Below are 14539 nucleotides of genomic sequence, written 5' to 3'. Positions count from 1 at the left end.
TAACTGAAGATCGGGGGTAATATTTAAAATTCAACTAAATTTGTCAGAATTATTATATTAATAACAATTAAATTTAAAAAAATGGCATGATGAACAGAATTAAAGCAATTTATTCAATCTTATCCATATGCTTGATTTACCTTTTAATCATACTGTCACCATCGTTTTAATTACGGTTGCCATTTCACTGGTTGCATTTTCCAATCAAAATATTATGAATCGTTTGATTTTTTGGCCTCCAGCCATGCAGAAACGTCAATACGATCGATTTATCACGCATGGTTTTATACATGCAGATGGAACACATCTACTGTTCAATATGATCACACTCTTTTTCTTTGGAAGTGTAATTGAGAGTTTTTATCGACAATACTTATATGAACTCGGATTTGTTCTGTTCTATTTAGGCGGTTTAATCGCGACAATTATTCCAAGCTATTTAAAACATAAAAATGATCACCGCTGGGCAAGTCTAGGGGCTTCTGGAGCAGTGTCAGCAGTCTTGTTTGCTTATATTTTATTTCAGCCCTGGAAACTGATATTTGTCTTTTTTATTCCTGTTCCAGCCATTATTTTTGCCGTGCTTTATGTTGCTTATAGTATTTGGTCAGGTAAACGTGGAAACAGTAACATCAACCATAGCGCACATTTATGGGGTGCAGCCTACGGTGTCGTAGTTACGATATTGATTGAACCTCAAATTATTCCACATTTCTTCAGCAAGTTGCTTCAACTACCTTTCTAATCCTTTGATCATTGCGGAGGGTTAAAACACTCCGCACAAATACCCTTAAATTCAAAATTGATGCTGTTAAATAAATCAAAAACACAAACTCAACAATGATAATGATTATCATTTATATATTCATGTTAAGCTTTTATCAAACCACGAGGTATTGATATGACTTACATTAAACTTCCATTGGCACTCATTCTTTCATTCAGCGCCTTTGTTTCATATGCTCAACCTGTTCAATTCACTTATCAAGATCAAACTATTCAACTTCAAAATACGCCACAGAAGCTGGCTGTTTACGAACTATCCGCGTTGGATACACTGAATGCTTTAGGTATTCAAGCATCAATCGTACCCGAAACTACTTTTGTTGGTGCTTTGAAAAAATTTAATGACAAACAATATGTAAAAGCTGGATCTTTATTTGAACCCAACCAAACCTTATTAAAAGAACAAAAGCCAGATCTCATCATTGTCGGCGGGCGTTCTGCTGCAAAATTAAATGAGGTCAAAAAAATTGCACCTGCAATCAACCTCTGGCCTGATACTCAAAACTTCAATCAAGACCTGAAAAATCGCACACTTTTTTTAGCAAAAATGTTTAATAAGGAACAACTCGCACAATCTAAATTAGATCATGTCTATGCCCTTCAAGCACAACTTAAACAACTCACTAAAGGCAAATCCGGCCTGATGCTTTTTGCCATGGGTGATAATTTTATACCGCATGCAAAGAATGAAAGATTTGGATTTACCTATGATATTTCTGGCTTAAAGTCAGTGGTGCCGACTGCAGCACCTCAAGCCTCAAGTGCTCGACCTGCTCCAAACTCACCAGAAGCTCTTGCTGCCGCGCAACGCAATTTAGAGCGTCTAGTACAAGCAATAAAACAAAATCCTGATTTCATCATTGTGTTAGACCGTGGTGCTGTAAACACGCAAAACTATGCTGCGAAACAACATATTCAATCACATCCATTACTCAAGAATAGTCAAGCAGTCAAAGAGAATCGTGTCATCTTTGTTGATGCCGATGCCTGGTATTTAACGGGCGCTGGCTTAGATAACACTGCATTTATGTTAGAAGAATTGATCAATGGTATAAAAAATACTAAATAATTGATTTTGTTTATAAAGGAAGTCTTCGGCTTCTTTTTTTTAGAAATATCTCGTAATAATTCAATCAATATCTGGTAATTAATGCCACCTAGATCATTAATTTTGTCAGGATAATGTAGGCATCCGCGAATTTATTCATTTTTTTTTGAGATTTTTTGCATGTCTAATCAACCTGATGGTTTACAATTTTCCTCTAACACGTCCTCTAAACCCAGCAGTTCAAAATCAGGCCAACGCATCGTCAGTGCGGCATTACAACAGATTCAGCCAGAATACGCTGATGCAGTTATCAATGAAAAGAATTGGCGAAAATCCTATCCGATTCATTTTAAACGGTTGGTAGAATGTGGGCTCTCATCACCTGAAGCTGCGCTGCGCATCGCTCAAGATGGACTTCAACAAGCTTATGAAGAGTTTAGTTTTCAACGTGATCAACATACACACGCATTGAATGAAGTGATGAATCTTAAATCAAAAGATTTAAATACCTACACACTTCAAGGAAACTCTACTGCTGAGCCGCAATGGTTTGTACCTTATCAGGGTAAAAATTTAGAAGGTCAAGCCCTACTCGAGCAAATTCAACTTTGGTTAGACCGAGGTATTATAGAAGCATCACATGCTCAGGCACTACAAGCGTGTGTGCAGCATCCAGAGTGGTTTGACCTTTCGGATCGAACAATGGTGCTGTTTGGTGCAGCTTCTGAAGCAGGGCCTTTACCTTGGCTGGCGAAATGGAAAGCCAATATCGTGGCGCTTGATTTAAATCATGAGCGAGTATGGACAAAGATTTTGAATACTGTTCTGCAAGGCAATGCGACCTTATACGCTCCAAGTGTCGAATCAATAGATTCATCTTCATCAATACGTGCAGCTGCAGAGCGTTTAGGCGTTAACTTATTAACAGATACCCCTGAGATTGCACATTGGCTCACCCAGTTTGATCAAGACTTAGATCTTGCCGCGATTGCCTATTTAGATGGCGAAAAGCACGTTCGTGTTTCTATGGCGATGGACACCATTATGCAACATGTCAGCCAACAAAAATCCAATACCAGTTTAATGTATATGTGTACGCCCACTGACGTCTACGCTGTACCACAGGAAGTGATTCAAGGTGGATTAGATAAGTTTAAATCACGCTCTAAACTTGAAAATATTCTGTCCAAGAGTATTTCGACTGTCTCTCGTGATTATTTTTTCAAACAAAACGAAGAACGCTTATTCCAATGTCATGATAAACAGTATGGGATCTGCGACTGTCTTGTGGTAGAACAAGGTCCAAATTATGCGTTGGCGAAAAGGATTCAACAATGGCGCGCTACGTTAGCACGGTCACAAGGTCAACGTGTCAGCATTAATATTGCTCCATCGACCACTACACATTCGGTAACCAAAAACCCATTATTAAAAGCTGCTTTCAATGGTGCCAATTTGTTTGATGTTGAAGCATTTGAACCCGCGACGACCAATGCGATTATGGCTGCGTTGTGGATTCATGATTTGAGAAACCCACAGTCGGTTGCCAATCCTGACATCGCCCTCAATCATCCATTAGACTTAATCATGCATGGTGCTAATCATGGTGGATTATGGCGTGTAGCATATCTCGCACGCACCGCCCTACCATTTGCCGCATTATATGGTTTTGCTGAGGAAAAACTCCCCTTGAAAAAACTTTGGTCTAAATTCCAAAAATAAGTGTCATAAACAATTGATCATAAAAAAAGCGCTGATTGTTCAGCGCTTTTTTAGTCTTTAAGTATTGAATTCAATCAGGTGAACTGGAGGAACAACCAGAATAAACCACCTGACAAACAGATTGTTGCTGGCAGTGTGAAAATCCACGCTGATAAGATTGTGCGAACCATTTGGAAGTTTAAGCCCGACTTATTCGCAACCATCGTACCTGCTACAGCAGAGTTTAAAACATGTGTTGTTGACACTGGCATACCAAAGCCATCAGCAGCAGCAATCGTTGACATTGCAACTAACTCTGCAGACATCCCCTGACCATAAGTCATGTGTTGTTTACCAATACGCTCACCAACGGTAACAACAATACGTTTCCAGCCTACCATCGTCCCTAGACCTAATGCCAATGCAGTCGCAACTTTCACCCATGTTGGAATGTATTGAAGGAATGAATCTAAGTTATCACGGTAGTTGTCCACTGTTTTTTCTTGCTCTTCAGTCATGGCAGGTAAAGCTTCTGCTTTATCTAAACGCTTGAATGCAGTCGTGCTGAGGTACATATCATTACGGAATTCAGCCACTTGATCTTCAGGAACATCTTTAATGGATGTGTAGCTTCCTACTTTTTCACCTAAATGATCCGTCAAGCTTGCCAAAGCTGGCACAACTTCAGGTGTGATTTCTTTGGTTTGGATATATGACGTGATAATTTGACGTGCTTTTTCATCTGGAATATCTTGGTGATTTGGATAAATCAAATCAGCAGTTTGAGCAGATAACTGACCAAATGTTTGGATATGTTGTTGATCTAGACTCTTGTTTAAAGAGTAAGCCAATGGCACGATCCCGATCAGAATCAACATAATCAGACCCATACCTTTTTGACCATCATTTGAGCCGTGTGCAAAACTTACACCGGTACACGTGAAAATCAAAATGGCACGAATAAGTGGCGGCGGCGGTTTATTCCCTTCTGGTGGTTGGAATAATTCCACTTGTTTCTTAAAGATTTTTTTAACCAATAAGAACAATACAGCCGCAAATGCAAAACCGATTAATGGTGAGAATAAAAGTGCTTTACCCACTTTCATCACCTGTTCCATGTCTACACCTGACGCACCATTACCTGCGTTTAAGATGTAGTTCATGATGCCCACACCTAAAATCGAACCGATCAGTGTATGAGAGCTAGAAGCAGGGATACCGAGGAACCAAGTTCCTAAGTTCCATACGATTGCGGCAATCAACATGGCAAAGACCATGGCAAAACCAGCACCTGAACCGACGTTCATAATCAATTCAACAGGCAATAGCGCGATAATACCGTAGGCAACTGCACCACTTGCGACCATTACGCCAAGGAAGTTACAGAAGCCTGCCCACATTACAGCGACAGGTGCAGATAAAGCGTTGGTATAAATAACTGTTGCCACAGCATTGGCCGTGTCATGGAAACCGTTAACGAACTCGAAACCCAATGCGATAAACAATGCCGTGGCCAACATGATCACAGCATAAAGATTTAAAGCAGGCACATGAGATAAATCAGCAGCCAACTGAAAACCAATGTAAATCAAGGTTGAAACAATCAGTGTAAGGAACACTGGCATAAAGAATTTCGGCGTTGGCACGTGAACATTCGTCGACTGCATAGGCGTTGACGATTGTGCTGAATCTGAAACTGGAGTTTGATTAGAATTCATGCAAGCAGAGAAAGAGGATAAATATCCCCTCTATTGTTCAATTTAATTATTACAATTATATGACAAAGAGCTGTCATATAAGTCATCCAAACGACACTTATTTAAGAAAATTAAACTTTAAAAACAACCAATATTCAAAATTTATCAATAATAATCAGATAGTTAATACAAAAGCCTCGTCTTTAATCTTTATTTCAATCGGTAATTAAATAGATGAAATAAAGATGACATCACTGTCACATTTGTTACAACGGCAGTTATTATTACATTAGATTATGACAACATGATGAAATATAGACAGTTTCAGTTTTGATAGGTTGATCATCGTAGTCGATGGATGAAATTCATCCTTAATTTTTTGGGAATAGGTTCATAAATTTTTATTTATCAGAAAAGTGGACGTAACTCTGCTAAAATATTGCACCATTATTTGTGCAGATTTTTGTGAGAGTCATTTGATGTCTACCCTCGCCACCTTAAAAGCGCTTCTTGCCAAACGTATCCTGATTATTGATGGTGCAATGGGTACCATGATCCAACGCCACAAATTGGAAGAAGCTGATTACCGTGGTGAACGTTTTGAGGATTGGGCCTACGACCTTAAGGGTAATAACGACTTATTGGTTCTAACTCAGCCACAGATTATTCAAGGCATTCATGAAGCTTATCTTGAAGCTGGTGCAGATATTATTGAAACCAACTCGTTCAATGGAACGCGTGTTTCAATGTCTGACTACCATATGGAAGATTTAGTTCCTGAGATTAACCGTGAAGCAGCTCGAATTGCCAAAGAAGCATGTAAAAAATACTCAACACCTGAAAAGCCACGTTTTGTCGCGGGCGTATTAGGACCAACGTCACGTACCACTTCAATTTCACCAAATGTAAATGATCCGGCATTCCGTAACATCACCTTTGATGAGTTAAAAGTTAACTATATAGAAGCGACTCAGGCATTGATTGAAGGTGGTGCAGATATCATCTTGATTGAAACGGTCTTCGATACCCTAAATGCCAAAGCTGCCATCTTTGCAGTGAAAGAAGTGTTTAAAGAAATTGGTTACGAACTGCCAATTATGATTTCGGGCACCATTACCGATGCATCTGGCCGTACACTCACAGGTCAAACCGCAGAAGCATTCTGGAACTCAATGCGCCATGCAGAGCCTTTATCGATTGGCTTTAACTGTGCACTGGGTGCAGATGCGATGCGTCCACACGTCAAAACCGTGTCTGACGTTGCGGATACTTTTGTTTCAGCGCATCCAAACGCTGGCTTACCAAATGCCTTCGGTGGTTATGATGAAACTCCTGAAGAAACTGCAGCATTTATTAAAGAATTTGCTGAAAGTGGCTTAATTAACATTACGGGTGGTTGTTGTGGTACGACGCCGGATCATATTCGTGCGATTGCGCAAGCAGTTGAAGGTATTGCGCCGCGTCAAATTCCTGAAATTGAACCTGCATGTCGTTTAAGTGGTTTAGAGCCATTCAACATCACCAAAGATTCATTATTCGTCAACGTCGGCGAACGTACCAACGTCACAGGTTCTAAAAAATTCCTTCGTTTAATTAAAGAAGGTAACTTCACCGAAGCTTTAGATGTTGCTCGTCAACAAGTTGAAGCCGGTGCACAGATCATCGACATCAACATGGATGAAGGTATGCTCGATTCGCAAGAAGCGATGGTGCATTTCCTGAATCTGATCGCATCTGAACCTGATATCTCTCGCGTGCCAATCATGCTCGATTCTTCGAAATGGGAAATCATCGAAGCAGGTTTAAAATGCGTACAAGGTAAAGCGGTTGTTAACTCAATTTCCTTAAAAGAAGGTTATGACGAGTTTGTAGAACGTGCTCGTCTATGCCGTCAATACGGTGCGGCAGTGATTGTCATGGCGTTTGATGAAAACGGTCAGGCGGATACTGCTGAACGTAAAAAAGAAATCTGTAAGCGTTCTTATGATGTCTTAGTCAACGAAGTGGGTTTCCCATCTGAAGATATTATTTTTGACCCGAACGTGTTTGCGGTCGCAACAGGTATTGAAGAACACAACAACTACGGTGTGGACTTCATTGAAGCAACCGGTTGGATTAAACAAAACCTTCCAAACGCGATGGTGTCAGGCGGGATCTCAAACGTATCGTTCTCATTCCGTGGTAACGAACCTGTTCGTGAAGCGATCCATGCGGTGTTCTTATATCACGGCATTCAACAAGGTTTAACCATGGGGATCGTCAACGCAGGTCAGCTTGCGATTTATGATGATATCGATGCTGAGCTAAAAGAAGCTGTTGAAGATGTGGTACTGAACCGTAACCAAGGCGCAAGCGGTCAAGAAGCGACTGAAAAATTACTCGCTGTTGCGGAAAAATATCGTGGTCAAGCGGGTGCGCAAAAGGCTGAAGAAAACCTTGAATGGCGTAATGAACCTGTAGAAAAACGTCTTGAATACGCGTTAGTTAAAGGTATTACGACTTATATCGATGAAGATACTGAAGAAGCACGTTTAAAATCAGCTCGTCCACTTGATGTGATCGAAGGTCCACTCATGGCAGGGATGAACGTGGTGGGCGACTTGTTCGGTGCCGGCAAAATGTTCCTACCTCAGGTGGTGAAATCTGCACGTGTGATGAAACAAGCCGTGGCTTGGTTGAACCCATTTATTGAAGCAGAAAAAACCCAAGGCGAAGCCAAAGGTAAAATCTTGCTTGCTACTGTTAAAGGCGACGTACACGACATCGGTAAAAACATCGTGGGTGTGGTACTTGGCTGTAACGGTTATGACATCGTTGACCTTGGCGTGATGGTACCGTGTGAGAAAATCTTACAAACTGCGATTGATGAGAAAGTTGATATCATCGGTTTATCAGGTTTGATCACACCATCTTTGGATGAAATGGTCTTTGTTGCGAAAGAAATGCAACGTAAAGGTTTTAACATTCCATTGATGATTGGTGGTGCAACAACATCGAAAGCGCATACTGCCGTGAAAATTGCGCCGCAATATCACAATGATGGCGTGTACTACACTGCTGATGCCTCTCGTGCAGTCGGTGTTGCAACACAACTTTTATCTGCTGATATGAAGCCACAATTGGCAGCGGATTATGCGGCGGATTATGAAAAAATCCGTACGCGTCTTGCCAACAAACAACCGAAAGCAGCAAAACTTTCTTATGCTGAATCGGTTGAAAATGGCTTCAAAATTGACTTTGAAAAGCATGCGCCAGTAAAACCAAACTTCATTGGTTCTGAAACTTTCACCAACTATCCATTAGAAACTTTGGTTGAGTATTTTGACTGGACACCATTCTTTATTTCTTGGAGTTTGGCGGGTAAATTCCCGAAAATCCTTGAAGATGAAGTCGTCGGTGAAGCCGCACGTGATTTGTTTGAACAAGCACAAGCAATGCTCAAAGACATTATCGAAAATAAACGTTTCGATGCGCGCGCTACTTTTAGTCTTTACCCTGCCAACCGTGTTGCAGCGGATACTGTTGCGGTAACGGATGAAAATGGCAATGTGACGCATACCTTTGAGCATATTCGTCAGCAGTCTGACAAAGTCACAGGTAAAGCGAATTTCTCACTGGCTGACTTTGTTGCGCCGAAAGACGTGGCGCAAGATTATTTGGGTGGTTTCACTGTATCGATCTTTGGTGCGGAAGAGCTTTCGCAAGAATACAAAGCTAAAGGTGATGACTATAACGCGATTATGGTTCAAGCCTTGGGTGACCGTTTTGCAGAAGCATTTGCTGAACACTTGCACCAACGTATTCGTAAAGAGTTCTGGGGCTACCAAGCTGATGAACAGCTTTCTAATGAAGAATTGATTAAAGAGAAGTATGTGGGTATTCGTCCTGCACCGGGCTACCCTGCTTGTCCTGAACATTCTGAAAAAGCGCCTTTGTTTGATTGGTTAGGTACGACTGATAAGATCGGAACTTACTTAACAAGTAGCTTTGCAATGTGGCCACCTTCATCTGTGAGCGGTTTCTACTATGCAAACCCTGAAACTGAATACTTTAACGTGGGTAAAATCTCTGGCGATCAGTTGGAAGATTATGCGAAGCGTAAAGGTTGGACGTTAGATGAGGCGAAACGTTGGTTAGCACCGAATTTGGATGATTCGATTTCTTAAGAATCCCCCTAGCCCCCTAGCCCCCTTTATTAAAGGGGGGAATAAAAAAAATCCCCTCACTTGAGGGGATTTTTTATTTAATTATGTAATATAAATCACTATGTAAAGTTTGTTTGATAATGCAAGCTAGTTGCCCCAAAACAGAATTTACTCTTGAATTGAGTTCGTTGTAATCTAAACTAGGTTGTACTAAAACGATATCAATAGTCGAGTCATAAAATCTATACTTTTTAATAAGTGCATCTAGATCTTTCATTTCACCTAAAATAAACCTTGAGTTTCCTGTTTTTTTATAAGTATTATTTTCTCTAGTTTTTAAATGTCTGAATGCTTTTATCGGATCACCCAATTTATCACAAGTTGATAATGTTTGTTGTACTAATTCATTTATGGCACCTATTGAAGAACCACCGCCAATAGCATATTTACAATGATAAAGTTTTATTACTAATTTTTTTGCATTTTCATCAATCCAAAATGCTATTAAATCTGCTAATTCGTTACTACCATCATCATAAAAAAGAATATTTGGACTATTCTCACTCTGAAGAGTATCTATGATTTTACCTTGCACTGAATTTTTAACTAAACCATATTTCCAACTTTCTTTATTCGTTGCAACATTACTCCAATCCAATTGTTTAACTTTATCTTTATCTAATGTGTAAGAGTAATTAGCTTTATAGCCATTTTTAGCATTTAGGCTAATAACCTCAAAATTACTTGTCCATGCCACCAACTCAAGTTTAGAAGGTAAAGAAGCTATAAAATCATTCTCATCCACCTTCCGCACAATAAGATTTAAGCCATTTAGAGTCTTAGAGATTAAAGAAAATTTGTTTTTCAGATCATATTTATAATTAAATTCACAATTTTTTTCTTCAGAAAAATATAACTTTATTGATATATAAATCTCATCTTTAATTAAATCTTGATTAATAAGTTTTACCTCATAAAAATCGAAGTTATAAAGTTTATTAGCAAGTTGAGCTCTCACCCCTCCTAATCCTGCTGTTTTTGTAAGTAAATCAACAGGAGAAACAACGATAATATTGTAATCCTTTAATTTTTCAATATTGAAAGGTTCTAGCATATTATTAAGGAAGAAGTCATTCGGGATATTTAAATCATTAATTTTTTGATCAATATCATTACACCAATTTATCCATTCAAAAACGCCTGCACTAGACATTGACCATACAATACCCTTACCTGAACAGCCTAAACTAGATTTTTTTCCTTTTATGAACCCGTGACCGAATAAATTAGAATAACTATTATTGTTACAGTCCTGTTGAGTAAGCTCTTTAAAAACATCTGAACCTGTATACATTCTAAACCGAGTACTTCTAGATGTCGAAAGTATCCCTAAATTTGCAAATGCTGATCGTTCCATATCATAAAAAATTTTTAATATTTCAGGAAAAGTATAATTAATTAAACCTAGCTCTTTTCCTAATAGATGAACTAAATCCTTATCGCTTCCATGTACAAATAAATTATTTTCTTTCTTATAAAATATATAAATATCAAATGCATCAAACTGTAATTCTTCACTTCCAACCCAATTAGGCATTACTCGATTTTTTGTTAAGACTAAACCGAGACTACTATCTTTATATATAGAAATTAAATACTTTTCGTAATATTTATTAAAATGCTTTTCAAAAATTACTTCATTGAATATTTGTTCTATATCTAGAGTTACGTCTTTATAGATAGTGGCACTATTTTTTATATAGAATGCATTTCCAGAAAATAATTTACTCAGTATTTGGTTTGGATGATCACTTTCTAGAGTTGATGTAAAAAATTCAGCCTTGATTTTTTCATTACTTAAATTTCCTATTAGTAAGTTCCAATCAGAATCAATTTTGTATAACTCATCGAATTGTTCACAAATATCGTCAGCTACTGTATTTGCAACTATCGTTGCCTCCCCAAGCACTTTACTTTTATTAACTCTAGTAAATCTTCCAATTAATTGCATAAATATCGGTAAACTCTTACATTTTTTATGTAAAGCTAATATTTTTAAATTTGGTAAATCATACCCTTCCCCAAACATATCAACGCAGACTACGATATTTGATTTTCCACTTTTTAAAGCCTTTTTATCTTCATCTGAAATCCCCTCCTTACTAGTTGCTAACAAAATATTCATCTTCTGAGTAAAGAAGGAACTAATATTTTTTTCATAAAGTTTTTTTAAAGATTTAGCATGTTTTATTGTACTTGTTTTCACCATTAATACATGTTCAAGTCCTTTATCTAAGTCTCTTTTCAATATACTTAAGGCTTTCTTTGCTAACACCTCATCAGATTTTTCATCATAAAACTCTTCAACAGCTTCGAAATTAATTTTTTCAAAAATTTTCTCTTCAAAAGCTTTAGAAACAGGATATTGAAAAATTAGATCTCCCTCTAACTTTTTACCATCTCCCCTATAAGGGGTTGCTGTAAATTGAAAAACTTTCTTTTGCGAGTTCTGAAAAATCTTTCTTATTTTCCGCCATGTTGGTGCTTCACTGTGATGTGCTTCATCAAAAATCAATCTATCAAATTTATTTAAAAACAATTCAAATTTGTCTATGCCTAATGATTCTAAAATCTGTGGTGTTGCGACAACCACAAAAAAGTCATCCACTGTATTTATATCTAAAGCTTGTAAGTTACCAGGTTCCAATTTAGCAATTTTAGGTTTCTTGGATTTTTGTGGAACTATATTCCATGCATAATATTTATTCATATCTACTAGATCATCGGCTAATTGTGTCCGCAAAGCATCAGACGGCACTATAACTAACGTTTTTTTAAAGATTGATTTGAATATTAAACTTGCTATAACACCTGTTTTCCCAGTTCCTGTAGGCATATTCACAATTACAGGATCTTTCGCAGATTCATCAATTTCGTAGCCAATACATTTTAACAAAGCACTTTTTTGTGATTCTCTAAGCTTTGTTTCATGAATTTGAATTGTTGTTTTCCAAGAATCTATAATTTCCTGATCTTTTAATTTTACATCACTACCAACTGAAGTTAATCCCATAATGCCCCAATGCTTATTTTTCAAACAAAATCTTAAGATACCATTTTATTGAATTGATTGTTAAAGCTATTTAAGAACTCACTAATCTGACACTACTATCTCACTTAAAGATAAAATTATTCATTCCTCATCAAATCAAAATATAAAATTTAACATTCAATAAAAAATGAAACCGCCCCTTTTCTAACCACCCAACCCCAAATCATCCGTTTTAACATTTTTAGATCAGCAAATATTTCAAGTTTAGGGAATAATTAATCCTTATTAATGAAATTACCAAAAGTTTGATATTTCCATGAAAAAACTCATCAACCACCCTGAAAACTTGGTTGTCGACATGTGCAAAGGCTTTGTCCTTGCTCACCCTGAACTCGCATTTACCGAGTCACATAAAATTATTTCAAGAAAAGAAAAACATAATAATGTTGCTCTCATCAGTGGTGGCGGTAGCGGTCACGAACCTGCACATGCGGGCTTTGTAGGTCAAGGCATGTTAGACGCTGCTGTGTGTGGCGATGTCTTTGCATCACCGTCACAAATTCAGGTCTATAAAGCATTACAACACGTCGCAACCGACAAAGGCGTGTTGATGATCATCAAAAACTATTCTGGCGATATGATGAATTTCCAGAATGGTGCAGCCTTAGCCGCTGAAGATGGCATCAAGGTCGACTACGTCAAAGTGGCAGATGATATTGCAGTCAAAGATAGTTTATATACCGTCGGACGTCGTGGTGTCGCAGGCACAATCTTTGTTCATAAGATTGCAGGCGCAGCAGCATCTAAAGGCTTAGAATTAGGTGAAGTTAAAACAGTCGCTCAAAAAGCGGCTGACAATGTCATCAGTTTAGGTTTTGCCTATAGCTCATGTACTGTTCCTGCTAAAGGCACACCAACCTTCACCCTTGCCGATGATGAAATGGAATACGGCGTCGGTATCCATGGTGAACCAGGCATTCGTCGTGAAAAAATCTTGCCAGCAAAAGAATTGGCACAACGTATGGTCGATGATCTGTTTTTAGATCGCCCAGACATGAAAGAAGTTGCAGTATTGATCAATGGCTTTGGCTCTACCCCAATGCAAGAGCTGTATCTGTTTAATCATGATGTATGTGAACACCTTGCACATAAGGGCATCAAAATTTACCGTACTTTTGTCGGCAACTACATGACCAGTATCGACATGAATGGTGCATCCATTTCATTACTAGAATTGGATAATGAACTCAAAACATACTTAGATGCCGAAGCCAACACCCCTGCCTTTAAACTCGATGGTACACCTGCTTTAGCCATTGAGTTTGCGATAAAAGATACGGCTACCCAACATCAAGGCAACAGCCAAGTTGAAACTGCAGCAGAACATGCTGAAATTCAAAATGAGCAATTTACCATTGAAAACATGCGCTATGTGGTCGATGTCATGGCTGCCTGTATTATTAAAAATGAAGTGCCATTTTGTGAGTTAGACGCGCACGCAGGTGACGGTGACTTCGGCATGAGTGTGGCTAAAGGCTTTAAACAACTCAAGAAAGAATGGCAAAGCTTGATCCAAGCACAGCAGATGGATGAATTCTTGCTCAATAGCTCCATGATCATTATGGAACATTGTGGCGGTGCTTCGGGTCCCATCTGGGGTTCTGCATTCCGCGCTGCAAGTAAAGCCATTCAAGGTAAAACCACGTTAAGCGTGGCAGATTTTGCCGATATGCTGCAAGCCGCAGTAAAAGGTATTCAAACCACAGGTGAACGTTCATTTGGTCGTGGTGCTGTGGTTGGTGATAAGACCCTCATTGATGCGCTCGTGCCTTGTGCCGACTCATGGTCATCAAACACTGATAAAAGCTTTAAAGAAAACTTTATCTTAGGTGCTCAAGCTGCTGTTCAAGGTGCTGAATCGACCAAAGAGATTGTTGCACGTATGGGTCGTGCAGGTACTGTCGGGGATCGTAGCTTAGGCTATCCTGATGCAGGTGCATATGGTTTAGGCGTGATTTTTACCGATATTGCTGATCATCTAAAATAACATCTAAACATGACATAAATGATTGATTAGTTATGTAAAAAAGCCCTGATGATTCAGGGCTTT

General features: G+C 38.6%; 7 protein-coding genes. 5 read left to right on the top strand and 2 right to left on the bottom strand.

Annotation, left to right across the window (positions count from 1 at the left end):
- Positions 1 to 127: 127 nt before the first annotated feature.
- The 3 genes from AC1M9J_RS04030 to AC1M9J_RS04020 all read left to right on the top strand — a co-directional run bounded on the left by AC1M9J_RS04030 (position 128) and on the right by AC1M9J_RS04020 (position 3556).
- Complete coding sequence (locus tag AC1M9J_RS04030) at positions 128 to 745, top strand: rhomboid family intramembrane serine protease (protein ID WP_481951943.1); 618 nt, start codon at positions 128 to 130, stop codon at positions 743 to 745.
- A gap of 156 nt (positions 746 to 901) precedes the next feature.
- Positions 902 to 1855, top strand: a complete 954-nt coding sequence (locus AC1M9J_RS04025; RefSeq protein WP_481951942.1) for an ABC transporter substrate-binding protein — start codon at positions 902 to 904, stop codon at positions 1853 to 1855.
- Between the two features lie 159 nt (positions 1856 to 2014).
- Positions 2015 to 3556: a hypothetical protein gene (locus AC1M9J_RS04020; RefSeq protein ID WP_481951941.1), complete on the top strand. Its 1542-nt coding sequence runs from the start codon at positions 2015 to 2017 to the stop codon at positions 3554 to 3556.
- 74 nt (positions 3557 to 3630) lie between these two features.
- Here AC1M9J_RS04020 and AC1M9J_RS04015 read toward each other — a convergent pair whose 3' ends face one another.
- On the bottom strand, positions 3631 to 5253 hold the full coding sequence (locus tag AC1M9J_RS04015; protein WP_481951940.1) for an inorganic phosphate transporter: 1623 nt from the start codon (positions 5251 to 5253) through the stop codon (positions 3631 to 3633).
- A 458-nt stretch (positions 5254 to 5711) separates the two neighbouring features.
- Between AC1M9J_RS04015 and metH the strand changes: the two genes are divergently transcribed.
- Complete coding sequence (gene metH, locus AC1M9J_RS04010) at positions 5712 to 9398, top strand: methionine synthase (RefSeq protein ID WP_481951939.1); 3687 nt, start codon at positions 5712 to 5714, stop codon at positions 9396 to 9398.
- 73 nt (positions 9399 to 9471) lie between these two features.
- On the opposite strand, the gene AC1M9J_RS04005 is transcribed toward metH, so the two are convergent.
- A complete protein-coding gene (locus AC1M9J_RS04005; RefSeq protein WP_481951938.1) occupies positions 9472 to 12474 on the bottom strand; it encodes a DEAD/DEAH box helicase in 3003 nt (1000 codons plus the stop codon).
- 271 nt (positions 12475 to 12745) lie between these two features.
- Here AC1M9J_RS04005 and dhaK point away from each other — a divergent pair, with 271 nt between their 5' ends.
- A complete protein-coding gene (gene dhaK, locus AC1M9J_RS04000; RefSeq protein WP_481951937.1) occupies positions 12746 to 14476 on the top strand; it encodes a dihydroxyacetone kinase subunit DhaK in 1731 nt (576 codons plus the stop codon).
- Positions 14477 to 14539 lie beyond the last annotated feature (63 nt).

Source organism: Acinetobacter sp. ANC_7588, assembly GCF_056783995.1.
The sequence above is the reverse complement of the archived record's forward strand: the minus strand, read 5'-3'. Positions and strand labels throughout refer to the sequence as shown.

Bases quoted from the DNA above. Each gene is read 5' to 3' on its own strand.
- metH (WP_481951939.1), top strand. From the start codon at position 5,712: ATGTCTACCCTCGCCACCTTAAAAGCGCTTCTTGCCAAACGTATCCTG.
- AC1M9J_RS04020 (WP_481951941.1), top strand. From the start codon at position 2,015: ATGTCTAATCAACCTGATGGTTTACAATTTTCCTCTAACACGTCCTCT.
- dhaK (WP_481951937.1), top strand. From the start codon at position 12,746: ATGAAAAAACTCATCAACCACCCTGAAAACTTGGTTGTCGACATGTGC.
- AC1M9J_RS04025 (WP_481951942.1), top strand. From the start codon at position 902: ATGACTTACATTAAACTTCCATTGGCACTCATTCTTTCATTCAGCGCC.
- AC1M9J_RS04015 (WP_481951940.1), bottom strand. From the start codon at position 5,253: ATGAATTCTAATCAAACTCCAGTTTCAGATTCAGCACAATCGTCAACG.
- AC1M9J_RS04030 (WP_481951943.1), top strand. From the start codon at position 128: ATGCTTGATTTACCTTTTAATCATACTGTCACCATCGTTTTAATTACG.